The organism is Thermosipho sp. 1244 (genome assembly GCF_018588215.1).
Taxonomy (GTDB): Bacteria; Thermotogota; Thermotogae; order Thermotogales; family Fervidobacteriaceae; genus Thermosipho; species Thermosipho affectus.
In genome coordinates this window covers 39447-65502 of sequence record NZ_LNGA01000034.1, presented here as the reverse complement: position 1 = coordinate 65502, position 26056 = coordinate 39447, and the positions used below count along the sequence as shown (strand labels likewise).

Below are 26056 nucleotides of genomic sequence, written 5' to 3'. Positions count from 1 at the left end.
AAATATTATCGTAATAATTATGTATACTATTGTTTTTATATTTTAAAATTATCTAAATTACCATGGCTAAGTGCTTAAATGCACTTAGTCTTTTTTTTTTTAATTTTGAAATTAAAAATACATATGTTATTCTTTACAATGTGTGAGTATAGCGGAGCGGAGAGATAGTATGAGAAAATACAATGATAGGCATATTCCGGTTTTGCCACAAGAAGTTATAAGTTACCTTATATGGAACGATAATGGAATATACGTGGATTGCACAGTTGGGGAAGGTGGACATACTGCTTTAATTGCCAATAAGTGTCCAAATTCTCGTATTATTGGTTTTGATGTTGATTTTGAAGTTTTGAAACTTGCAAGGCAAAGACTTGAAGAGTTTGCTAATGTCACCCTCATAAAAGCTTCCTATGTTGACCTTCCATTGATATTGAAAACTATGGGAATTGAAAGAGTTTCAGGTATTCTTGCAGATTTAGGTATCTCAACATATCAGTTAAAGGCTGAAGATAGGGGATTCACTTTTAATAGAGATGAACCTTTAGATATGAGAATGGATTTAGAACAAACCACAAGCGCCCACGATATTGTTAATTCATACTCAGAGAGAAAACTTGCAGATATTATTTTTAGATATGGCGAAGAAAGATTCTCGAGGCGTATTGCAAAATCAATTGTAAATAACAGACCGATAAACACAACTAGAGAATTAGTTGAAGCAATCCGAAAGGCTTTACCACCAGCTGAAGTTAGAAAAAGAAGGAGACATTTTGCAACAAAAACTTTCCAAGCAATAAGAATAGAAGTAAATAAAGAATTAAAAAATATAGAACAATTGTTAAAGAATGCTGAGCAACTTTTAGAGATTGGAGGGAGATTGGCTATAATATCATTTCATTCACTGGAGGATAGAATAGTTAAGCACTTTATTAAAAACTCGAAATTTCTTAAGCAAATAGCAGGACCAATCAAGCCTAGTGAAGATGAAATAAAAAGTAATCCTAGAGCAAGGAGTGCAAAATTGAGAGTAGCGGAGCGTATTTAAGGGGGGGAACATTATGGCTGTTAGTGTACAAGCGAAGCGAAGCAAAGAAGTCAGTATTAAATTATCTAAATTTTTTAAATTTGTTTTTTTTGTTACAATTCCTATTATTTTGGTAATTCTGTCTTTTGCCATTTCTCTCCATTATTCAAGATTGAATTTGGAAATTCAAATTCAGAAAGAGGCATTTAAAAGGGAAACTTTAGAATTGAATAGGAAAATAATCAACATAAACAAAAACATAGAAGCATTAATGGTTGGATCTGAAACCTTGAAATGAAAAACTCTAGAGTAATTTTTATATACATAGTTCTAACTGTAATAATTTTCATAGAGATGCTTAGCTTATTTAAAATTAACAATACTAATAGTGAAGAAGTTTTAGAATTAAGTATTCCTTCATTAAGAGGGAAGATTTTTGATTGTAATGAAAACCTCCTTTCAACGAGCATTCCATATTATGTAGCATACTTTGACACCCGTTTTTTTAAAAGATTTTATAATCCTTCATTGGATTTTGATTTAAAGCTTTTGGAAAGTCGATTTGGTGTAAAAATAGATTTTAAAAAAGAATTTAATAAAATTGGTGAAGCATATGACATCGATGAGATTAAAAGAAAAATTCCAAGCAACTTGAGAAAGTTTGTTAATATATCAATCAGTTCCAAGAGAATTTCGCTTTTAAACTATGGCATGGACATGATAATTGGAAAGGTAAATTCTTCTAATGGAATCAGCGGAATTGAAAAAGTATATAATTCTTATCTAAAAGGAAAGAAAAATGGAAAAATTATATTCAAATTTTCTGGTCAGTTTAATAAAGATGGAACTATAACCCAATATATACCTCCTAAAAATGGAAATAATTTAAAATTGACAATAGATTCTCTTTTACAAAAAAATATTTACGAGCTAGCAATTAAAGCCAAAGAAAAATATAATGCTGAAAGCGTAGGAATAATTTTAATGGAAACAAAAACTGGTAGAATAAAGTCACTAGTAACTACAAATTCCTGGCCAGATTACACCATGGGATATATTGAACCAGGATCAGCAATTAAGCCAATATTTTATGCAGCAGCTTTAGATTTAGGAGTTATATCAAAAGATTCAACATTCCTATGCAATGGTTATATTTATCCTGAAAAAAATCTAAGTATAAAAATTACAGACATACACCCACATGGACTAATAAATTTGAAAAAAGCAATATCTGAATCGTGTAATATTGCTGCGGTAAAAACTTCTGATAAATTAGTAAGTGAATTTGGCAAAGAAACTTTATATAAAATTTTTAAAACATTTAATTTTGGAGAATTAACAAATATAGAACTTCCAGGAGAAATTAAAGGAATTCTAAAAAATCCTAAAAACTGGTCGAAAGTAGATTGGGCTTATCTACCTATTGGTTATTCTATAGGTGTAACTCCAATCCAATTAATTACGGCTTTTAACAGTATTTTGAATGATGGTATATACATCTCGCCAACTATCGTACTTGATTCATATCAGAAAAGATATAGAGTAATAACTTCAAAAACTTCAAAATTAGTTAAAGAATTTCTAAGAGATGTTATAGAAAATGGTACGGGAAAATTAGCAAAAGTACCTGGAATTGATATATTAGGAAAAACTGGTACCAGTCAAATAAAACCGGGAAGTAAGGAATATATGATGACTTTTTTAGGAGGATTTTCGATCAAAGATAATTTATATACGGGAATGGTTTGGGTTAGAAATCCCAAAGGTTATGGGCTATCAAGTCAAGTTGCTGCTCCACTTTTTTCCGAACTTATAAAAGTTGTAAAAGATTATTACACCAAAAATGAGAATTATATCTTTGTAACTCCTGGCATTGTACCCAATGTGAAAGGATGGAATTTAAGGCAAATATTGGTATTAGAAAAATTCTTCAAAATAAAATTTGTTGGAAAAGGAATCTATGTTTATAAACAAATTCCTGAAACTGGAAGCTTATCCAACGAGATAACAGTTTATCTAAAATAAATTAATTGATCCTAAGAATTATTATACTTATAATAATTTACTCCCCAAACACCTAATATAATAAGCGTCATTCCTATTATGTGTTTCAAAGTTATTTGTTCGTTTCTAAATAAAGCACCTGCCAAAACAGATATAACAGTAGTTAAATTAGCAAAAATTGATGACTGCGTAGGTGATACCTTAGAAAGCATATAATTGACAAGGAAAAATGCTACAGAAGAAGATAGAATACCTAGATATAAAGCCGGGATCAATACATGAATATTTGTTAGTACTGTATAATCAAGTTCTCCTCTTGTAAGTGCCAATACATTAAAAAAGATAGCACCGATAATCATCATAAAAAAAGTTATTTCAACCGGTTGAAATTCTTTTGAAAATTTTCTTGAAGTAAAGTTATAAAAAGTTGCCGAAAAAACAGCACAAAGTATCAACAAATCCCCTTTAATGTTTCCTTTAAAATTGTTAAAACCAACTATTAGTAGAACTCCAAAAAAACTTAAGAAAACAAATAAAAAGTTCATATTATGTACTTTTTCTTTCGAAACAATAGGAGTTAAAAATGTTATAAAAATAGGTATTGAAGCGATTAAAATCCCCGCTTCAGAGGATGGAATGTATAATAACCCGGAGGTTTCGAATATAAAATATAAAATCGGTTGAAACAAAGCTACAATTAATAATTTAAAATAATTTTTTCTTTGCAAGGAAATTATTTTAAAAATAGAAAGAAAGAACAAAAACAAACTAGCGATCGTAAATCGAATTGCTATGAAATTCACCGGGAAAGTATAATCAAGAGCATTTTTTGTAAAAAGAAATGACAATCCGAATATAAAAGCCATAAATAAGCCAGAAATAGTTACTTTGAAAATGAAAGCCCCTCCTCGTTTTCAATTTATTCCTTTCTAAATTATATCAAACATTTATGGTAAAATTAAGTCAAAACATATTAAAAAAGGAGAGTGCTTTATGAATTACGTTTTTGTTGGTATTATAAGTTTGCTAATCGGTATTTTTGTTGGATATAAATTTGGTTATATCTTGGGAAAAAGAGATAAAAAATCTGAAGATTTTTCTAATCAGCTTTCCACTATAAATAATCTTTCAATTCAAATTGCTGGATTAAAAGCAAAATATGAGGAAATTGAAAAATCAAGACTTGAGGCTGTAAAACAAAAAGAAAAATTAGATGAAGAAAGAGAAAAAAGGTTAAATGAGTTTATTCAAAATACTCATAAGCTATTTTCCGAATTGACCCAAAAAACGATAATGATTGATGAGCAAAAAGATAAAAGAATTTCTGAACTTGTTGAACAAATGAAAAATTTTTTTGAAGAACAAAGAAAAAATACTGAACAATTTTTAATTGAACAAGGTAAGTCAAGAGAGGAAATTGAAAAGAGAAGAGATGCTCAAATAGAGGATATGAAAAGAATGATTTCTATTTTCACAAAAGCAGTTTCAGGAACAAAAACGCGTGGCATGACAGGAGAAATATTATTAAAAGATGCAATTAAAGAATCAATAAAAGTGGGATTAATAAAAACAAATCTAAAAACAGAAAACGGAGAAGTTGAATTTGCTTGGGATTTAGGAGATGGTAAATATATTCCAATTGATTCAAAATTACCCGACATATTTGAGATTTTAGAAAAGTATAATGAAGAAGAAAATGTGAATTTAAGAGAAAAACTAAAAAAAGAGATAATAAATAAAGTAAAGAAAGAAATACAAAGGATACGAAAATATCAAAATCTTGTGAATACAATTGATAGTTGTATCTTAGTAGTTCCAGAATCAATCCTTGATCTCGCTCCAGAACTTATCGAAATGGGAAATGAGAATAAAGTATATATTTGTAGCTATAAAGATGTATTTGTTATAGCTCATACTTTACAAGATAGGTATGTAAAATTAAAAGAAGAAGGAGACATAGGTAAATACAAACAAATTGTAGAAGCTTTAATTCAATTGCTTGAACAGATAAGCAAAAAAACTGATACAATAGAGAGGGCTTTAGCTACTATCAGGAATGCAAACGAGGATATTCGAAAAGGTGTGGCAAAAGGAAAAAACACCGTAAGTGAAGCAAAATAAGTGATTTACAAAAATATGTATCATAATCATGAACAAATCAAACTTCAAAATTGTTTGAGATTAACAAACAAATTAAAGTTCAATGTATAACTACATTATAAAATAAAGCAAACCCATATTTTTCTTTGTTTTTGAAATAAAAATAACCTCCAAAATTGCCTTACCTTTTTCAGAAATATCTAAATACAAAGTTAGTAAAATATTATCAATGTTATAATTTATAGGTGGGTCATTTTCAAACATTTTTTTAACAATTTCAATCAAAGAATTGTAAATACTCAATGCGTCAGAAGATATGGTACCATTTTCATCGAATGCATATGTATTAAATGATTTTGTAATAACTTTTAAATCGTTATTGAACAGCAATATACAGTACAAGTAAATATCACCTTGAATCTTAAATTCTTCAATAAAATTTAGTGGTAAAACATATTCAGAATTAACTTCTTTGAACAAAAAATAGTCTAGAATAGTTAACACATGTTTTTGAAATTTTTCATGATATGGAGAATATAAATACTCATAACTTTTTTTAGTGATTCCGTAATCAGTAAGCGAAATTTTAGGGTCATTTTCCAAAATAAAGTTATATAATTCTTGCACAGTGTCTTCAGTTTTATTTGGTACAATTAATTCATAGTAAACATCTATTGGCAATACAATTATGGAATAAATTATCAATAACCATACAAACTTTTTTATCATTATCTCACTCCTTTATGTATTTGTATAACAATGCTTGTTTTTATTATAACACTTTACATTACCAAATCTTAAATTAATATTTTAGAAGTTGTTTTTAAATAGGAGAAAATATGATATTCTTAATTTGTGGATAAATATTTTTAAAATATATTTTGAAAGAAATTATTCTTATGAAAAAGGAGCGAATAATATGCTAAATTTCAAAAAACTCTTAGAGGAATACAAGATAATGGATTGGCTTAAAAACCTAGACATTCCAGCATATGTAGTTGATGCAAACAGAAATATACAATTTTGGAATAAAGCAGCCGAAAAGCTTATTGGCTATAATATGGAAGAAGTCGTCGGTAGATCATGTTCGAACAACATACTTAAACATATAGACAGAAACGGTATAGTTGTATGTCGTACAGATTTATGCCCTCTTATTATGTCAATAAAAAATAAAAAATATTTTAGAGTACCATTTGCTGTATATTCTCTAACCAAACAAGGAAATAGAATACCTGTAAGTGTATATGCTATGCCTTTAAAAGATGATAATGGAAATGTTATCGGAGCAATAGAGATGTTTGAAGATGCTTCAATAGCTGATAGGGAACTTTCAAAAGCCTTTGAAATTCAACAAGCTCTATTACCAAAAGAAGATGATACAGTAGAATTTGTATATTATCCTTCTAATGTTCTTGGTGGGGATCTAATATATTACAAAAAACCATGGATTATGTTAATAGATATAAGTGGTCATGGGCTTGCAGCAGCACTACTTTCTACTTCCGTAAAACTTTTAATAGATTCAATACTTGAAGATGATAAATTATCAATCAGTGAACTTCCTATTATATTAGAAAAAAACGCTGAACAAATTTGTGAACAAAATTATTTTTCAGCTATAATAGGAAAACTTGAAGGAACCAAAATTAAAATAATAAGTTGTGGACATCCTGATCCAATTATATTTGATAACAATAAAACAAAGATTATAGAAGTTTCTCGAACATTTCCTGTGGGGATGGGGCTTATTAACTCCAAAATCGACCCAACAATTATAGATCTCAAAAATAAAAAGATTCTATTTTACTCAGATGGAATAACAGAATTGAAAGTTTCTAAAAAAGATATGCTAACATCAAAAGGATTAGAAAAATTATTTAGCAATACCCAAGATTTGAAAAAAATATACGAAGAAGCTATGAAAAAAAATATAGATATTTACCAAAAAGATGATATAAGTATGGTATTAATAAAAGGCCACAAATAGATTAGAGTAATACCTTATTGGTTTTTTATTTAAACGATGGATAAGTGATATAGCCTAAAGTAAAGGAGGGGAAAAGTAAAAAAAAGAAATATAGTTATAATTTTGTAATTTGTTGGTTAATATCAATTTTCTCCACATTTTTTGATTCTAGCACTCTTTTTGCAAATTCAATCATCCTACATTCCATTGCCTGAAGAAGAATTTCGCTGGCACTTTCAAATTTAATTTGAGACAAATCACGAAAGTTCAATACTACTATATCGCCATCTTCTATAAATGAAACAGGTATTTGTGAAAGATATGTTGTATTAATATATTTTCCTTTAAAAGGCGGAAAAACTCCTGGAAAAGCAAGACAGGCTTTTGCAACATTATAAGAAGAGCACTCATAAAGTTCTACTGTCTGCTTTTCAAGGTTTATTACTTCAGCTTTAACACAAGTGTTTTCATTTAAACCACCTAAAAACTCCTCAACTTCTTTCCATTTATAAATCGCTATAGAAGTACTCCAAAGAACACAGTATTTTATTTTATTTTTTCTTGATTTTCTTTTATAAATCTTTTCTTTTTTTTGTACTCTATCTATGATCCAAAAAGTACTCTCAAATTTTTTTACAAAACTATTTATTTTCTCTCTTGCTTTTTCACTTCCAAAATTTTCAAACAAAATTGCATAAAAACCAGCAAGACCATTTGCTATTATCTCTAAATTTTTATCTTTGGGAGATAAAAATCTTTCAATAGTTGAAATTGCAGCTAAACCTTGTAAACCATATCCTCCCACATGAATTCTCACATCAACATCTCCTTTGGAAGATCAATCTTTTTAGTATATTTATATGCTTTTTCCATTATTTCCAAACTACGTTTAAATTCAAATGTTCCAATATTATTAACAGGTGATCTAACAATAAAATCGGCTTCTTTTCTTGAAAATGAAAGAATCTTATTTCCACACATATGATTAATCACATTAAGTATATCATTTGAAGTTTTAGGTATTTTTATTTCCTTATTATTTTCAGACAAATCAACTGCAATTATATAATCAGCTCCAAGTTTTCTTGCAATATCTGTTGGTAAATTGTTAATTGTCCCGCCATCTACCAAAATTTTATCTTCAAATTCTACTGGAGGAAAAATACCTGGAATTGCCATGGAAGCTTTAAGTTGCTCAATAATCTTTCCAGAAGAATGAATAATTACTTTTCCACTTTTCAAATCATTTGATACAGCATAAAATTTTATCTTTAAATCTTCAAAAGAAAGTTTTCCAAAAGCCTTTTCAAAAATTTTAAAATATAATTTTGAAGGTAAAACAGAAACCTTATTTGCCATATAATAACAACTTATCTTTGCAAAATGGCGATTAAATTTTCTATTTGATGAAAAGATAATAGGGAAAAATTTAAATGATTTCTTGTAAATTTTTTCAGAATAATCCCAAAGTTTTTTTGAATCTCTTAAGACAGCATATCCTGCACCAACAACTGCTCCGATACTTACTCCAATTATTGCATCTGGAACAAATCCCTTTTCTTCAAGCGCACGTATAACTCCAACATGAGCAGCCCCCCTTGCAGCGCCACCACTTAATACAAGAAATTTTTTCATATTAATTTCCCCCATCTTCATCTTTTTTCAGTGTTCTTAAATTTTCCTTAAAAAATTTTTCCAACATAAATTCATTTGAGTACAATTTCTTTTAATAAGTATTTAACATACTAAAAATTCTACATCTTATTTTAGGTTATTTTAAATTTAAATCTCTTTTTCATTAAAAAGTGTGTTCTCTCCTAACGTTCTTGAATTAATCAAAAGAAATAATTCATCTTCATTAGAAAACGACAGGAATTTGCTATTTTTCAATAATTTAATGTTTCCTTTGATAACTTCCGGATTGTTTTTCTGTATAATTTTCAGTTGTTCTTGTTTGGGATTAAAGATCAATATCTTCTTCTTTAATTTCTCTCCATAGAAAATAGTTTTAATCGTTCCACCTTTTTCGGCAGTTTCAATTATTATAATGTAATCTGATAAAGCGGCTTGAATTCTATTTCTGTACAAAAGATAGTATTTATTAACTCTTTTTGATGGAGGAACTTCTGACAAAATCATTCCGGAATTTTTCAATATTTCTAATCCTAATTTTATATTTTCCTTAGGATATAAATTTTGTTCAATTTTGTTTAGACCTTGTCCCAATACGGCAACAGTTGGGATTTTTGATTTGAGTGCACCAATATGTGCAAATGTGTCTATACCAATTGCAAGTCCACTAATTATTATGAAAGTTTTATCAAGTTTTTTTGCAATATTTTTTGCCAATTTTTTTCCAATCTCTTCTGCTTTTCTAGAACCAACGATAGCCAGAGATCTTAGCTTATCAAAATCAAGAAGTGGTCCTTTAAAATACACTGTATAAACTGGTTGGGAAATGTCATCTAGAATTTTTAGTTTTTTAGGAAACAGATCATCTTCATATGTTAAAATATTAATGTTGTTTTTTTTGCAAAGAATATATTCCTCTTCAGCCTGCATCAGTAATTTTTCGTTATTTGCGAAAATATCTATGAATTCCTTTATCTTACCTACAATATTTTTTTGCCTAGAATTAAATATATTAATACTAAATTTTTCGAAAAATGATTTTATCTCTTTTTCTGATGCCTCAAATAAGTTAATATCATTTTCTTTGGAATGTAAAAATATTTTTGCTAAGTTTTTGTAATTATATTTTGGAAAATTCCCGTTTATTTTTGAATATAGAATGCTAAATGCTATATATTGAATCTTGCTATATATTTTCACAAGATCATCTCCTTTTTTTCTTTATTAAATTATACCAAATTATGTGTTATAATTTTATTCGTATTTATTTAGAAGAAGTTTTTAATAGGGGGAATATAGTTGAAAAATAGAAAAAACAAGCAAAATATACTAGATATCGAAATTGAAAATTTTTTCAAAACAGATCAGTATCATTATATATATTTTACAGATTTTAAATATAAAATTAAAATTGACGACTATTCTATTTTTTCTCTTTCAACTTATTATCCTAAAAATAGCTTTTCTGATGATATTTTAGATGACCAAGAAAGAATATATAGAAGATACATTTATGAATTCAAAGATGGTAACGAGAAAATATTGGAACTTTTCTGTGACATAATATCAAGGCTTATCATAAAAAATAATATAATTAATGATAAAAATAATACGGCAATATCTATTATTCCGGCATCAAACAAAGAAAAAACAGAAATTCGCTATAAGAATTTTGTTAAAAATCTTTCGGTAAAATTAGATGTTATTAATGGATACGATTTTATCAAGAATTTAATCGACAGACCTTCAAAACATAGAGAACATTTTAAAGGTAATATACTTGAATATTTAAAGTTTGATTCGGAAAAGATTAAAGGTAAGGAGATAATACTCTTTGACGACATAATAACCTCTGGAAATTCATTTTTAAATATAGCAAATGAACTTAAAAATTTGGGTGCAAAAAATGTAATTGGAATTTTTCTTGGAAAAACTTTTAATGAAAAATTTAGATTAGAAGATTATATTATTGAATATGAAGAAGATCTAGAAATAAACAAAAAATTTTACCATGGTGAAGCTTCATATATTTCACATGCCCTGAGAAATACTCTAAAGGAATATTATGATAAAATGAACAATTTTAATTTCAAAATTTTAAAAAACTATGAAAGAAAATTCAATGAAGATAATCCACTAATATTAACAGCAAAAATATTCAACAATATTATTTCAAGAGGAATCCCAACATTTGCTTCTATTTTTTACGATAAATCTATTATGGATTCAATGAGTGATTTGTTATCATACAGAAAATTATCTGACACTGGAACCATTGATTATATTATTGAATTAAAAGATGAAAAGTATTTTTTTAAAGTTATAAAGAAATATTTTAGTGAATTAAAAATGTATAATGTAACAAAAAATAATTTTTTTGCTAAATACATTTTATCTTCATGGTTACACAAAGTTTTGACAAATGCTATAACAGATGGCATATTAGATGATAAAGAAGTTTGGAATATAGCTATTATTGAAAGGGATGTGAAATTTTCTGAAATTTCTATTGTTGATGCATACAATTATATGAATAAAATCTCGAAGTTATTTGATTATAACTTACCAAAGATAAAACTTGATATTTATAGAAATGAAGACACAACCTCGGAAATCCTGGGAAAAAACGTTGAAGTAAATTACTATACATTTGATTTGTATAAAGATGAATATGATTTAACAATAGATATTGGATATAAGCTAAATGTTGAAGAGCTTGAAACTAATTCTCCATACGTTATTGTTAGAAGTGCCCTAAAAACTCCAGAATTATTACCAGAATCTTCAAAGACAAATTCCTTTAGTTATAAAAAATATGATGAATATTACGAAACCCAAAACGATGTAATCTCAGTTGTAAATTATAAGATTGTTGATCTTCATAATAGCACATATAATTTATTAACAGAAAATGAAAATATGCATTTCTTTGAAACTGATAATCCTCATCACTTTGTTAAAAACAAATTTTCCCATCTATTTCTTCCAAAGTTTTTCTCATTTAAACCATATAAATTTAAAATAAATAAAGCAAAAGAAGATGTTTTAAGATTTTTGTTACAAAACATATTTAGAAAAGTTGATTTTAGAGATGGACAAATCCCCATTATAAAAAGGATTCTTTCTTTAAAATCAACAATAGGTCTTTTACCAACAGGTGCAGGTAAATCCTTGTGCTACCAACTAAGTGGATTATTGCAACCTGGGCCTGTAATAGTTATTGACCCTATAAAATCTCTAATGTTTGATCAAGTGTATAACTTAAAAGCGTTGGGAATAAATTCATCTGCATATATTAATAGTGATCTTTCAATCGAAGAAAAAGATTTTGTGCTTGAAAATTTAAAAATGGGAATGTATAAATTTATTTTTATTGCCCCAGAAAGATTACAAATAAAAAGTTTTAGAAAAAACTTGAAAAAATTAACTGAATTTCTCCCTGTGTCTTTTGTTGTTATCGACGAAGCACATTGTGTTTCAGAATGGGGGCATGATTTTAGAACAGCATATTTAAATGTAGCAAGAATTATTAAAAATATTGCAAAACATGATGATTATGAACCTCCTATTGTTGCGTTAACGGGTACGGCTTCGTATGCAGTATTAAATGACGTTCAAAAAGAATTACAAATTGGAAATAATGCAAAAATTTATCCAAAAAGTTTTGAAAGAGATGAATTAACATTTTTTATTATTTCAACTCCACCTAATAATAAGAATGAAGTTCTAAAAGATATCTTGTTTAATAAGTTGCCTTCGTTATTAGAAACAAATGATGTATTCAAATTAAATGATTGTAAAACAAAATCTGGAATAATATTCACTTCAACAGTCAATGGTCTAAAAGGGGTATTTGAAATTTCAAAATTTTTGAAGAATTTGGGGATAAATTCAAAAATCTTTTCCGGTAAAAAACCAAAAGATTCAAATATGAATGATGAAGAATATGATAAATACAAAATTAATGTCCAAAAAGAATTCAAAAATAATGAATTCCCATTACTTGTTGCAACAAAAGCTTTTGGAATGGGAGTTGATAAACCTAATATTAGATATACAATCCACTATACATTACCTTCATCACTTGAATCATTTTACCAAGAAGCTGGGAGAGCTGGGAGAGATAGAAAACCAGCATATTGCTTTTTGATCTATTCTGAAGATTATAAGGAATTTACCAATGTTATCCTTGATGTATCTATTTCTAATGAACAAGCAAATGAAATTTATTCAAAGTATAAAGTATATGATGATATAAGCACACAAGCATTTTTTCATTTTAGTTCATTTGAAGGAGAAGAGATTGAAAGGAAAAATTTAATTAAACTTTTTCAAAAATTAAAACCATATATTAAAAAGCTAGATCATGGTAAAGTTGGATACTTAACTATCAAAAGCTCGGATAAAAATTTTGAAAAAGCTATTTATAGGTTAACAATATTAGGTATTGTAGAAGATTACACAATTCAATATAAATATTCATTAAGGTTATATGAATTAAAATTAAGGAAATTGGATGTCGAAGAAATAAAACAAAACCTTATTAATTATCTAAAAAGATATAAAACAAAGACATATATTGATAACTTTGTAAAAAAATATTTTAAAAATAAAATGTCATTTGACGATTTTATGATAAAAATAATCGAAGCATTGATAGAATTTGTTTATGACGAAATAGAAAAACAAAGGCGAAGAGCGCTATATACAATGGTTGAAGTTGCACGAAATGCAAAAACAAATGAGGAAATTAAAAAATATATTTTGAATTACTTTAATGAATCCGTTCATACTAAAGATTTAATACATTTTATTAAAGAACTTAATATTAAAGAACTTATTAACTTTATGGATGAGATTTATTATGAAGATATTGAAAAAATTGAAAATCTGTATGGTAATGTTCAAAGACTTTTAGAAAGTTATCCTGATAATCCTCCATTGTATATCATTTCAACTTTATCAAAAATTAAGTTAAATTATACGAACGATGAAGTAATAAGGGATTGGGAAAATTTCTTAAAGTATTTAAGTGATAATATTGAAGAAGATAAATTGGATAACTTTGTATATACAATATTTAATAAAATCGTTAACTTTGATATTAACGAGAACTTAAAAATTTGGTTTTATAAAGCCTTACTTGATAATTTCTACTTAAAAGACATTGTATTAAAATTCAATTATCTAGATCCAACACTATCTAAGAAAGTTGTTTTAAAAAGAATTTTAAGCAAGGTGAAAAAGATAAATATGTATATCAAAGGAGGAAGAAAAAATGGATGAATTAGTGGATTTAGATGAAATATTAGAAGAAATTTCAAATGAGATTGAAAATTTAAAAAATTTAAACGCTTCAATAGAGTTAATTGAAAGATCTTCAAAAAAAATTTTAGAAATGTTGAAAGAAACATTAAATGAGAATGCAAAAAAAGTTAGGGAGGCATTTAATAAACTAAACGAAAATACAGAAAAATTAAAAGATGAATATGAACGTTTCTATTCTAAAACTAAGGAGTTGATAGAGAAAATAAATAATCTTATAGATAAAAATAACGAACTGCTAGAAAGCACAAAAAAAGATATATTAAGTTATCAAGAAAAATTAGAAAATTTAATAATTTCAAATTTTTCAAAATTAGAAGGTATGATGAAGATAATTAGTGAAAATCAAAATAATAAAATAATTGATTTAAGTAAAGAGGTAGGGAAACAAGAAAAAATTATTGAAAAACTCGTTGATGAAACAAACGAACAAAAAAATAAAATAGAACAGCTTGAAAATTCGATTAATAACTTTTCAAAAATATTCTTAGGAAACAAAAAAACTTATATCTTTATTTTTGCATTAAATGTTATAATGTTTTTTTTGATACTTCTCATTAAGTAACATTATAACAACATAAGTTGTATATAGTTCTTATTGGAGGTGATATTCAATGCATTTACTTTCAGCCATAATCTCAGCATTTTCTTCTTCAATAACTTCGATTTCTGGAAAATTATCATTTGAAATTGGTGCTACACCTTTACAAATATTGTTTATTAGATTTTTGTTTTCATTTCTTTTGTCATTAATTTTATTTTCTTTATATAAAAAAAATTTTAATCTTAAATATTTCTCAGTTTTCGGAAGTTTAGGTATTCTAAATTATGGTGTAGCAGCATTGTTGTTTTTTTATGGATTAAGATTTCTAAATCCAGCTTATGCTACTGTAGTTTTTTTCACTAATCCCATATTTGTTCTAATTTTCCAAAAATTAATTTATAAACATAAAATTGATTTTATAAGTGTTATTTCAATTTTTCTATCTTTTACAGGGGTAACCCTAGCAAATCTTGGCGAAAAAGGTATTAAAAATAACAACTTATTTTTAGGTACAACTATTGTTTTAATCTCAGCATTATTAAATGCTTTATTTGTTACCGTTTCTAGTCAAAGAATTAAAAAAATCAATTCTGATATTATCGAAAATATTTTTTATACTTTTTTGGGTACAATTTTATTTTATACAATTATACTGGTATTTAGTGGGCAATATATTTCTCTAAAGGTTGAATATTTAAATTACGGATTACTACTTGCAATTTTTTCAACTTTTATACCATTAACTTTAAATTATTTTTCACTAAAAAAATTATCATCACATTCGTTAGCAATTATAATGCCACTTGAACTCGTTTTTGCAAGTTTACTATCCATATTAATATTTCATGAAAAATTTAACTATGTAAAAATTTTGGGATTTATTCTTGTTGGTCTTGCTCCAATAGTTGAAAATATTACCATTTATAAGAAGAAATACAAAAATACTTAACAACATTTTTATCATATACTTACTAAAACGTGCATTCCTTGACAATATATTTGGGAAATTATATAATATTCACGTATATGCTAAATACATATATTGATCTTAATTTCTTTAAAGGAGAGATTATTATATGTTATTCAAAGAATTTGAAGCGAAAAATAATATTTTTATGGCACCAATTAAAACTGCTTTAGCAACACCGAAAAATGGATTAATAACTGAGCAATTGATTAACTATTATGAAAGAAAAGCCTTAGGTGGAGTAGGAACTGTTATTCTTGAACCAATTTCTGTTTCTTTATCTGGAAAAGAACATCCTAAACAACTAATGTTAAATTCTGAAGAACACGAAATAAAATTAAAAGAATTGATAACAAAACTTCACAAATACGGCACAAAAATAGTTGTCCATCTAAATCATGCAGGAAGAGCTGCTAATCCGAAAATAGTAGAGGATGTAGTCGCTCCATCGCCAATTAAATGTCCAACAACAAACCAACTTCCGAGAGAATTGTCAAAATCTGAAATAAGAGATATAATCAATGATTTTAAAAATGCTGCTTTGAGAGCTCAAAGCGCTGGAGCAGACGCTATTGAAATACAATTTGGTCATGGATATCTGGTTCAACAATTTTATACCAATAGATTAAATAAAAGGACAGATGAATACGGTAAAAATAAATTTCTTTTTGCCGAACAAGTACTTTTAAATATAAGAAATTCAGTTACCATCCCAATTTTTCTGAGAATTTCTGGTAGTGAATTTATTGACGATGGAATTAGCATCGAAGATATAAATTCAATAATAAATTTGGCTGAACAATACAATGTTTCAATAATACACGTAGGTTGGGGGAATGCTTGCGATTCGGTTCCATGGTATTATAATCATATGTCATTGCCAATTGAACCTATGGATGAGATTCTTAAACTTATTAAAAACATGACAAATATACCAATAATATCTGCAGGTAGAATGCAAAAGAATGAAAGATACAAATATTTATTTGAAAAACACATAATTGATGGAGTAGTTTTTGGAAGACAGTTAATAATAGATCCTGATTTTCCAAATAAAATCTTAAACAATTCAAATGATTACATCAGATGTGGAAGTTGTCTACAAGGATGTTTGTCAAGTGTAAAAAGTGGAAAACCTATTAATTGCATAGCAAATCCTGAAGTTCATAAAACGTTTATTCCTAAAACAAATAATAAGAAGAAAATTGCAATTGTTGGTGGTGGTCCAGCAGGTATTTTTGCTGGTTTATACTTAAAGAAAAAAGGATATGATATAACATTGTTTGAAAAAAATAATTATTTAGGGGGACAATGGGTAATGGCTTATAACGCACCTGGAAAATTATCGATGAAAGATATTTTAGACGACTTGATAAGAAAAGCAGAAAAAGAATTAAAAATTATAAAAAATACGACAGTTGACGATAAATTCTTTGATGATAAAGACTTTGACGCTATTGTAATTGCCACAGGTGCAAATCCTTTTGTTCCATCAATTAAAGGACTTAAAAAATATATTACTGGTTTTGATTTCTTTTCGGGTGAAAAAGTTAATGGGAATAAAATTTTAGTTATAGGTGGAGGATTAATTGGCGTTGAAGTTACTGAAGCATTAGTTAATAATGGTAAAAATGTAACAATAGTTGAATTATTTGATGAAATTGGCAGAGGCATGGAGCTTATCTCAAAAAAACTTTTCTCTCTAAAATACTTATCAAGAATAAAAGTCTATACCAACTCATCTGTAGAAGAAATAAAAGAAAATAATGAAGTATTCATTAATCGCAATGGAAAAATTGAATCTATTGGAAATTTCGACGAAATAATTGTAACAGCAGGAACAAAAAGCGAGAATTCTTTATACTACACTCTTTCAAAAAAGATTAAAAACGTATATCTAGTAGGTGATGCTTTAAAAGTTGGACAAATTTTCGATGCAGTTAACGGTGCGTTGGAATTAGCTGAAAAAATATAGAAGTTGGATCAAAAATCAATCTCTCAAATAGCATGACTTTAGTGCTATGTTGGAGTCGTGCTATTTGGTTTTTTTGGTATTTTTATATTCTTCTTCAAAATAACTAAAGAAACTTTTTAAAAGACTATTGTTTTGAGATATTTTCTTTTTTGACATGCTTTGAATTGTTCTCGCTTCTTTAATTTGTATGCTTTTTTGTTCTATTTCTTTTTCTAATGTTTCCTTGCATTTTATTTAATATCCAAATTTTTTAAAAATTTTAAGCTAATTAATAATATAACAGATACAAATATAAACACAAAAGAAAATCCAACATACTTTATTACTACCCCAATTAACAGTGGAAGTATTGCTGTTACAATATTTAAAGCACCAGAAATACCAACATACAATGCCCTGTTTTCTTCACTACTTATTTCAATTAGAACTCCTTCAAAAGACATCTGCCTTGCACTTAAAGTAACTCCTGAAAAAACAAATACTAATGAAAACAGTAATGGAGATATCTTACTAGAAATTAATGACAGTATTGGTAAAAAACTTCCAAAAACTACACAATATTTTAAAACCCTCTTGTATCCTTCATTATGCAAAATTTTCTTCCAAAAAAAGCTCGCTAAAACTACGCCAAACATTTGCGAAAAAAGATAATTTCCAATTATTTGGTTATTCAAAGAAAACGAATGTTTTGCAAGGGACATATAAAATGGAATTATAATCAAACCAAATCCCGTAAGGTTACTAAAAATAAGATAATTTAGCAAGTTCTTGTCTCTAGTTAGTATTATAGGTATACTTTTTAACACGGATAAAAACGATGGAATTTTTTTTGCATAATTTACCTTTTTCTCATTAATTACTAAAAAACCAATTGACGCCATAAACAAAGAAAATGATGCAATGAAAAACATTACAGAATAATTAAAAGGATAATTATATTTATTTATAACCACCCTTGCAGTTAAAGCACCAAACAATGCAAAAATACTTCTAAGAATTTGTCTAGTACTCATAAAATTTTTAAGATTTTTTCTTAAAATTGATTTTCCTAATAAATCAGTATAACTAATTCCTGCAAAAACTCCACTAAATGAAAAAATAGTTAAACCAATTATTGTAAAAATTATTATCGATTTTGGAGGAAGATTTGTAAATAATATAAACGAAATCATTGCTAAAGAAAATATTCGAAGATAAATTCCCAAAAGTAAATATGGCTTTTTTCGAGGTTTTGTAACCAGAATACTCGCAAATAATAATTGAGCTAAAAGAGGAATTCCAATACTTATAGCGGTGATTAATCCAATAATCACTTCAGAACCACCTGCTTTTAAGATCAGCGAAGGAATTACTGTATTAATTTCAATAAATGAACTAGCAAAAGCCAAAAAAATAGCATGCCATATAAATGCCGTGAAATTTCTATTTTCATTGGTCATGAATATCCTCCTTTTATTTAGATTTTACTAATTTTACTTTAGCAATGATTATATCATAAAAATATAAAAATATATTTTTGATTAACTATGCAGGATACTCAAAATATATGCAATATAATAACTATTATATTGCATAATGGCAAAATACCTTAAATACATCTTACTTAAAAAATTATGATATGAAATTGTGGTAAATGTAGTGTTGTACATTATGAGCATGGCTATGGATGCATAGTAGATACTTTGGAATAAGAAAAACACAAATTTTGAAATTCTTATTTGTCAAGATGCGGGTTGGATAGACAAATTAAGTATAGGAATCTGTAGAGTTGTTTCTTATTTAACAAAAATTCAATTGTGCACTTATAAAAACTGTAAAATTGCATTTTCTTTTTCGTGCAATTGCAGATAATATCTTATTATTTTTTTTGAACTTCCAAAAATCAGGAAATATTCAAAACTCTTTAGAAATAATTTTGAAATATTGTATTTCCAGTATTGAAAAAATAATTCTAGAAGTCGGATTTATAACTATCTTAATTTTTTTTCAATTGACCTTTTAGAATTTTGGGTAGTTCTTTTTCTATATAATTTCTTAAGTTCTCTCTTGACAACTTGTCAACTAAGTTATTGAATTTATCATTAGTATGTGCTTTTACTTTTTTGAAAGATACATCTATTTGATTTTTCAATTTTATTAACTCTTTAATATAATTATTTACTATGTGATTTTTTGTTCTCCTATACGAGGAAGCAAACATTGGAATTTCGTTATAATCGTGTACAATTGTAACTTGTGAAATTCCTTTCATTTTGCAATACTTCAACGCCATTACTACACCTAATAGTTCGCTAACAACAGAATTTCCTTTTTTTATTCTCTTTGCTTTTTTTCTTACATCAATAATTTCTCCATCTTTTACTACACAAAACGCGCAACTTGCAACTTGATATGTATTTGAATATGAACCATCTACATAGATTGTCATATTTAACCTCCTTGCAATTTTAGATAAAAATGATAGAGTTCATAAAAAATTATACCACTTTTAAATAAAAAGTTAAACAAAATAACAAAGCCCAGGATATACCTAGGCTTTGTTATTTTTTTGTTTTGAATGATTTTCATATAATTTTTTCTAGTATCTGTTTTAAAGTTTCAAGGCTATAGAATTTTTTAGCTATGTTAAAATTTTCATTTACAATCTTTTCATATTTTTCCTTATTAAATATAATTTCAAATAAACTTTCTGCAGCTTTTTGAATGATGGTTTCTTTTATTTGAACAAGACCTTCTTTTTGAGTATATATATTTCCTAAACTTATGTACTTAATTCCCGAATTTTTAATATCTTTTTCAAAAACTTCATATTCAAATAGTACTATTGGTTTTTTTATGATAATTGCTTCTAAAAGTTGATTTCCCCATCCTTCTAAAATTGATGGGTAAGTTATTGCATCTGCTATGTTGTATAGTTCCCAAAATGAAAATACATTATTTTCAACATTTGGATAAAGATCAACGGTTCTAATTCCATATTTGAAGGCTTTATCTAATAATTTATATTTATAATTTTCACTTTCACACATTCCTGAAAATGCTAAAATAATATTTCCGTCAAAAGTCTTTCCATTGTATAATTTTTTTCCATAATAATTTTTTGAAATTTTTGACATATAATGTACTAAATCAATTGAAAGTTCTATTGCTTTTCTTTCGGTAATCCTTGTTGCTTGCAATAATACAATGGAATTTTGAGATATATTATATTTTTCCCTTATTAAAATATTTAATTTTTCATCTTTTGTTGGTGGTTCTTCAAAATCCATAACATTTGGGACTATTGTTGAATTAATTCCTTTCTTTAAATATAAAACTTCTTTTGCCAATGAATTAATCACGACGTGTTTAATATTAGTACCAATTGGCGGACAAAATTTTTCTAATAGATCTTTAATCTTTTTGTCTTGATAATTTAAAAAATATTCTCTTTCCCACCAAAAATCATGATGGTGACCTATAAATGTCTTTTCCTTGTGAATTTTTGAAAATTTCTGAAAAGCTATTGCTGCAGGTAAAAAAGCACCAATTGACCAAATATTATTTAGGATTATAATTTCATGCATTGAAAGTTTATTTTCGAGATCATTATATATCTTTTCGGATTCCTCGAAAATTAAATTGATTACTTTTTCTATAGAAAAATCTTCTAACTTTTCGAAGCAGTTTTTATTAATCATTTTATATGTTGGATTTTCAAAACCTATAGAGGGAATTAATATATCCACCCCACTTTTGTTATTACCGGCTACAATATCTACATCATGTCCCATTCTGAGTAAAACTTTTTTCCATTTTTCCATTTCTAAAGATACACCATCCATCAAACCGGCTCTGTAATGAACTAGTGCAATTTTCATTAAATATCCTCCAATCTTTCTTCAGTATCAATATCAAAAAGCATTAATCTTTCATGATCAAGTGAAACGTTTATAATTTCATCTGCAGAATATTTTGGAAATGCAGGAGCAACTATTTTAATGATTTGTTCGCCAAGTTCAACAGCAATTATTTGATGTGATCCTTGAGGTTCAACTACAAGAATTTTTTCTTTAAAGATAGCTTCATCATTATTATTTGTAATCAGAAGGTTTTCAGGCCTTATACCAACAATTATTTCATCTTTGTTATATTTTTCAAGAGATTTTTTGACTTTTTCGGAAATTTTTATATCAATATATTCATTTTTTAAATGAATCTCATCACTGCTTCTAATAACATTCATTTTAAAGAAGTTTGTTGGTGGAGTACCAATAAATCCTGCGACAAAAGTATTTGCACAGTTGAAATATACTTCATCAGGTGTACCTACTTGTACAATTCTTCCATCTTTCATAATTACGATTCTATCTGCCATAGACATGGCCTCAGATTGGTCATGTGTAACAAAAATTGTTGTAGCACCTGTTTTATGATGTATAGCTTTCAATTCGGTTCTCATTTTAACTCTTAATTTGGCATCAAGGTTTGACAATGGTTCATCCATCAAAAAAATTTTAGGTTTAACAGCCAAAGCTCTTGCTAATGCTACACGCTGCCTTTGTCCACCTGAAAGTTGAGAAGGATACCTTTTTAAAAGTTCTTCAATTTTAACCATTTTTGAAACTTCTTCAACTGTTTTATCGATAAATTTGGAAGGCATTTTTCTAAGTTTTAAAGGAAATGCAATATTGTCATATACTGTCATATGTGGCCATACTGCATAGCTTTGAAAAACCATGCTAACTTCTCTTTTTCTTGGTTCGAGATATGTTACATCTTTTCCATCAATTATAACTTTTCCTTCAGTAACTTCTTCAAGACCAGCAATCATCCTTAAAGTTGTTGTTTTACCACAACCGGATGGGCCAAGAAAAACTACAAATTCTCCATTATTAACTTTTAAATTTACATTTTTTGCCCCCCAGACTTTTTTTCCATATCTTTTTGATAAATTTATCAATTCTAAAGTTGCCATATTTCACCTCTCCTTTTTTATTGTGTTTAAACCTTTACTCCTCCCCACATTTGTAAGATATATTTTCTAATTATAAGTGTAAAAACAACAGCCGGAAGGGCAAGGGAAACACCACCTGCTGCTGTTAAATTAATCAGACCTTTTGCACCAACTAATGTTTGATAAACAACCACTGGAAATGTAGGATTAAACTGGGTTAATACAATGGCTTGTGCAGTTTCTGACCAGCTACCAATAAATGCATACATAGCACTTGCTGCAAGTCCTGGAAGTGCTAGAGGTAATGTTACTTTAAAGAAAGCTCCAAATCTAGTTGTACCAAAGATCATTGCTGCCTCTTCAAGTTCAGTAGAAATTCCCATAAATATACTTGCGGTAATCCATATAGTCATTCCTATTTGACCTACAGAATATACAAGAGATAGTCCTATAGGTTTATCATAAAATCCCATATTTATTAATATAATAACCATTGGCATTGCAATCGAAATACCAGGAAACATTCTTACAAATAGAACACTTAGTTTTAATAAGTTTTTTCCCTTAAAGCTATATCTTGCAAAAGCATATCCTGCCATACCACCAATAGTTAAAGAAATTAAAACTGTAAGTAATGATACTTGAATACTTCTAAATAATGCTGGGAGCGCATTGCTAGTTACTTTAAAGAAATTTATATAATTATCAAACAGATTTTTAGAAACCGTAAATTTTATAGAACCAATTTTTTCTAGTTCTGTTTTTAGTTTACTGATTTCCAACTCATATTCTCGTTTTTTTATTTCAATACTATTTATGCTTTGATTTAATTCTTCTATTAACGAAGACATATTGAACTCTTTTGCTTTCTTTAATTGAGATTTATACTTAACTAGGTTTACTGTTAATTTATTTAATTTTGTTTTTAGATCATTTATCCTGTTTCTGAGATCTTTTATTTTAATACCATTAATTTTCATTAGTTTTTTTAACGTTTCAACATTTTTCTCAAATACTTCTCTTTTTATATTTGAATTTGTCTTATTTCTTACAAATTTTTGTAATTCTTCAAAACTACTTGTTTCAATAACCGTCGAAAACTCTTTTTTAGATTTGCTAAAAACAGAAATTAAATATTTTCCATTAACAATTTCTAATTTAAATTTGTTGACAAAAGATGGAATCATCTGTGTTGGCCAATCATACGCTTCTTGATCGGACATTAGCGATATAGATACTAAAAAATATATAGGAGTTAAAATTACGAGTATAATTCCAGCGATGATTATGTAAAATAAAGTTTGTTTTGCAATTTTATTTAATTTCATGTTAGAGTTCCTCCTTTTTAAAGGCACCGGAAATTTTCAGGTATATGATTGAAACCACTGAAACGATTGCTGCTACAATTACAGAATAAGCAAGAGCTACTCTGTAAAATCCTATTAATTGTTCTTCATAAAAGACAACTTCTTCAAGTAAAACTGGTATTCTCCTATATCCATATATCATTACTATTATTAACCATACTTGAATTGCTGAGATTATTCTCAAAATTAACGCAGTTTGAATACTTGACTTCAACATTGGAAGAGTTATTTTTCTTAAAACTGTAAATTTGGTACCTCCAAAAATGTAACCAGCTTCTATTGAATCTTTGGGTAATCCCTGCAACCCTGCAAGAAGTATAACCATCATAAACGGTATAACTTGCCACGCGTCTATTAATATTATTAACATCAATGATTGAAAATCATTTCCTGCTAAGAAAGCAAATTTCCCACTTTCTGAAATGATACCTAAATGGTACAATAAGCTGTTAACCCAACCATAAGTTGCAAATCCACTTGACCACATCGCGCCAACTGCAACTGCAGGTAGGGCCATTGGAATTAAAGCAATTGATAGAAGAATTTGTGCACCTTTAAATTTTTTATTAATTATCAAAGCTAATCCCAACGAAATTAAAAATTCAATAGTTACAGAAATAAGAACAAAAATAGATGTATTAATTAATGCCTGCTTAAAGTAAGGATCTTTAAATATTGTTATGTAATTATTTAAAGTAAATATGTTACTTTCATCGAAAAAACTATAATATACAGATGAAATAACAGGCCTAAGCCAAAATACAATATAGTAAATCAAAGTAGGAGCAATTAAAATATAAGGAATCCATTTTTTTGTAATTGTTTTTTGCAAGTTAAATCACCTCACAATTAAAACCAGGGGGCAAAAGCCCCCAAAAGATTAGTTATTTCATTTTCTTTGTGCATCTATTTTTATTTGATATAATTCGAGCATGTCAATGTCTAATTTTTTCTCTTCTAATATCATTTTTTTGAATAATTCATCATAGGCCAATTTTACTTGTCCCCAATCTTTCCAAATTGGAGCAATATATGATAGTACTCCTTGGTTCATAACTTTTATAGCATTCTTTATTACTAAATCTTGATCCTCATCTCCAAGATATTTTACAGCTTCATCAACTGGTGGTATAAATCCACCTGTTCCTTTGTGAGATTTAACCATAATATCTGGTCTTGTCATATATTCAAGAAATTTTAATGCAAGATCAAAATTCTTTGTTCCTTTTACGATAGCAAGTCCACTTGTTCCAGCAACTGAACCAATGCCTGCCGGTCCTTTTGGGGCAGGAGCAATTATAAATTGAGTAGGATTATTTTTGTATACTTCTCCTACTCTTGCACAATGAGCTACTGTCATCCAAGTTTCTTCTCTTTTCATTGGTGGTCTTGTATCATCATAAGTTTTTACTGCTGGTGAAAAAGCATTTTTCATTTTGTATATTAAGTACCATGCGGCAACGGATCCAGGATTATCTAGATTGGGCCAATGTGCACCATAGGAGAGGGCGATCGCACCAATTTGATAAATAAGTGATTTCATTGGAACACCTGTAACGGCAAATTTTCCTTCTCCTTCGCCTTCTGCAACCAAATTAGCCCATTCTGCTAGTTGTTCCCAAGTAATATTTTGGAGCTCAACATAATCTGGTTTGTATTTTAATGCCTTTTTGTTAATTAATGTAAGATAAACATCCGCACCAATTGGTAGAAAATATCTTTTTCCATCGAATACTGTCATTGAATCGAAACCTTTTGAAAAATGTCTATCATTCCATTTGGAAACATATGGCGTTAAATCAACTACTAAATCATTTTTAACCCATTCAGGCATTTTTGTTGCATAAGCTATAACAACATCTGTTGTAACTTTTCCAGTTTCCTTTTGAATTTTTACTTGTTTTAACATCGTTTCATCATCCATTGTTTGGAAAATAACTTTTACTCCATACATTTGCTCGAATGGTTTGATAATTTCATTGATAATGAATTCTTTTTCTGTTGGTGGAGTCCATAATCTTGAACTAACAACAAGTGTTGTTTCAGAAAATGCAAAAATTATCAAAGTTGTTAACAACAAAACAAATATCTTTCTCATGTTTTTCACCTCCCATTTAGATTTGTAAATGATGAAAAATATTGTATAATAATTGTAAGCGCTTTCAAAGAATGACATATAGATAATAACACAAACGTATCAGAAAAATTAAATA

The 26056-nt window shown here is 27.6% G+C and carries 21 protein-coding genes; 9 read left to right on the top strand and 12 right to left on the bottom strand.

The features are described 5' to 3' along the window. The first annotated feature begins 169 nt into the window (after window positions 1-169). Genes rsmH through AS157_RS09145 form a run of 3 tightly spaced genes read left to right on the top strand, consistent with a single transcriptional unit; the run spans window position 170 to window position 3049 of the window. Window positions 170-1045 carry a 16S rRNA (cytosine(1402)-N(4))-methyltransferase RsmH gene (gene rsmH, locus AS157_RS09155; protein WP_077288495.1) on the top strand — a complete coding sequence of 292 codons (876 nt, stop codon included), beginning with the start codon at window positions 170-172 and terminating at the stop codon, window positions 1043-1045. 13 nt (window positions 1046-1058) lie between these two features. After that, window positions 1059-1322, top strand: a complete 264-nt coding sequence (locus tag AS157_RS09150) for a hypothetical protein (protein WP_077288494.1) — start codon at window positions 1059-1061, stop codon at window positions 1320-1322. Then, window positions 1319-3049, top strand: a complete 1731-nt coding sequence (locus tag AS157_RS09145; RefSeq protein ID WP_231450236.1) for a penicillin-binding transpeptidase domain-containing protein — start codon at window positions 1319-1321, stop codon at window positions 3047-3049. The genes AS157_RS09150 and AS157_RS09145 overlap by 4 nt, the downstream gene beginning before the upstream one ends. 11 nt (window positions 3050-3060) lie before the next feature. Here the strand turns inward: AS157_RS09145 and AS157_RS09760 are convergent, their stop codons facing one another. Continuing rightward, entirely contained in the window at window positions 3061-3894 is an 834-nt protein-coding gene (locus tag AS157_RS09760) for a DMT family transporter (protein ID WP_077288493.1), read from the bottom strand. Window positions 3895-4021: 127 nt separating this feature from the next. On the opposite strand from AS157_RS09760, the gene rmuC reads away from it, so the two are divergent. Then, window positions 4022-5149, top strand: a complete 1128-nt coding sequence (rmuC, locus tag AS157_RS09135) for a DNA recombination protein RmuC (RefSeq protein ID WP_077288492.1) — start codon at window positions 4022-4024, stop codon at window positions 5147-5149. 90 nt (window positions 5150-5239) lie between these two features. Here rmuC and AS157_RS09130 read toward each other — a convergent pair whose 3' ends face one another. Then, window positions 5240-5857 carry a hypothetical protein gene (locus tag AS157_RS09130; RefSeq protein WP_077288491.1) on the bottom strand — a complete coding sequence of 206 codons (618 nt, stop codon included), beginning with the start codon at window positions 5855-5857 and terminating at the stop codon, window positions 5240-5242. 190 nt (window positions 5858-6047) lie between these two features. On the opposite strand from AS157_RS09130, the gene AS157_RS09125 reads away from it, so the two are divergent. Continuing rightward, a complete protein-coding gene (locus AS157_RS09125; protein ID WP_077288490.1) occupies window positions 6048-7118 on the top strand; it encodes a SpoIIE family protein phosphatase in 1071 nt (356 codons plus the stop codon). A 94-nt stretch (window positions 7119-7212) separates the two neighbouring features. Here the strand turns inward: AS157_RS09125 and AS157_RS09120 are convergent, their stop codons facing one another. The 3 genes from AS157_RS09120 to AS157_RS09110 all read right to left on the bottom strand — a co-directional run bounded on the left by AS157_RS09120 (window position 7213) and on the right by AS157_RS09110 (window position 9929). Further along, complete coding sequence (locus AS157_RS09120; RefSeq protein ID WP_077288489.1) at window positions 7213-7914, bottom strand: hypothetical protein; 702 nt, start codon at window positions 7912-7914, stop codon at window positions 7213-7215. Further along, on the bottom strand, window positions 7911-8732 hold the full coding sequence (locus tag AS157_RS09115) for a patatin-like phospholipase family protein (RefSeq protein WP_197023119.1): 822 nt from the start codon (window positions 8730-8732) through the stop codon (window positions 7911-7913). The genes AS157_RS09120 and AS157_RS09115 overlap by 4 nt, the downstream gene beginning before the upstream one ends. A 147-nt stretch (window positions 8733-8879) precedes the next feature. Then, window positions 8880-9929 carry a DNA-processing protein DprA gene (locus AS157_RS09110; protein ID WP_077288487.1) on the bottom strand — a complete coding sequence of 350 codons (1050 nt, stop codon included), beginning with the start codon at window positions 9927-9929 and terminating at the stop codon, window positions 8880-8882. Between the two features lie 99 nt (window positions 9930-10028). Between AS157_RS09110 and AS157_RS09105 the strand changes: the two genes are divergently transcribed. The 4 genes from AS157_RS09105 (at window position 10029) to AS157_RS09090 (ending at window position 17540) form a co-directional block, all read left to right on the top strand. Further along, window positions 10029-14015: a RecQ family ATP-dependent DNA helicase gene (locus AS157_RS09105; RefSeq protein WP_077288486.1), complete on the top strand. Its 3987-nt coding sequence runs from the start codon at window positions 10029-10031 to the stop codon at window positions 14013-14015. Beyond that, the gene (locus AS157_RS09100) at window positions 14008-14619 is read left to right on the top strand and encodes a coiled-coil domain-containing protein (protein ID WP_077288485.1); all 612 of its coding nucleotides are present in this window, start codon (window positions 14008-14010) and stop codon (window positions 14617-14619) included. Before AS157_RS09105 ends, AS157_RS09100 begins: the two co-directional genes overlap by 8 nt. Window positions 14620-14668: 49 nt before the next feature. After that, window positions 14669-15547 (top strand): DMT family transporter, encoded by an 879-nt coding sequence (locus tag AS157_RS09095; protein WP_077288484.1) that lies wholly within the window; start codon window positions 14669-14671, stop codon window positions 15545-15547. A 127-nt stretch (window positions 15548-15674) separates the two neighbouring features. Next, entirely contained in the window at window positions 15675-17540 is a 1866-nt protein-coding gene (locus AS157_RS09090; RefSeq protein ID WP_077288483.1) for an NAD(P)/FAD-dependent oxidoreductase, read from the top strand. A gap of 230 nt (window positions 17541-17770) precedes the next feature. On the opposite strand, the gene AS157_RS09085 is transcribed toward AS157_RS09090, so the two are convergent. From AS157_RS09085 to AS157_RS09055, 7 genes are all read right to left on the bottom strand, one after another. Then, window positions 17771-18979, bottom strand: a complete 1209-nt coding sequence (locus tag AS157_RS09085) for an MFS transporter (protein ID WP_077290036.1) — start codon at window positions 18977-18979, stop codon at window positions 17771-17773. A 536-nt stretch (window positions 18980-19515) separates the two neighbouring features. Continuing rightward, window positions 19516-19968 (bottom strand): RNase H family protein, encoded by a 453-nt coding sequence (locus AS157_RS09080; protein ID WP_077290035.1) that lies wholly within the window; start codon window positions 19966-19968, stop codon window positions 19516-19518. 136 nt (window positions 19969-20104) lie between these two features. Next, on the bottom strand, window positions 20105-21400 hold the full coding sequence (gene mggS / locus AS157_RS09075; protein WP_077290034.1) for a mannosylglucosylglycerate synthase: 1296 nt from the start codon (window positions 21398-21400) through the stop codon (window positions 20105-20107). Continuing rightward, window positions 21400-22497 carry an ABC transporter ATP-binding protein gene (locus AS157_RS09070; protein WP_077290033.1) on the bottom strand — a complete coding sequence of 366 codons (1098 nt, stop codon included), beginning with the start codon at window positions 22495-22497 and terminating at the stop codon, window positions 21400-21402. Before AS157_RS09070 ends, mggS begins: the two co-directional genes overlap by 1 nt. A gap of 26 nt (window positions 22498-22523) precedes the next feature. Beyond that, window positions 22524-23804 (bottom strand): carbohydrate ABC transporter permease, encoded by a 1281-nt coding sequence (locus AS157_RS09065; RefSeq protein WP_077290032.1) that lies wholly within the window; start codon window positions 23802-23804, stop codon window positions 22524-22526. Between the two features lies 1 nt (window position 23805). Further along, the gene (locus AS157_RS09060; RefSeq protein ID WP_075666647.1) at window positions 23806-24675 is read right to left on the bottom strand and encodes a carbohydrate ABC transporter permease; all 870 of its coding nucleotides are present in this window, start codon (window positions 24673-24675) and stop codon (window positions 23806-23808) included. Between the two features lie 57 nt (window positions 24676-24732). Further along, window positions 24733-25941, bottom strand: a complete 1209-nt coding sequence (locus AS157_RS09055; protein WP_077290031.1) for an ABC transporter substrate-binding protein — start codon at window positions 25939-25941, stop codon at window positions 24733-24735. Between the last annotated feature and the right edge of the window lie 115 nt (window positions 25942-26056).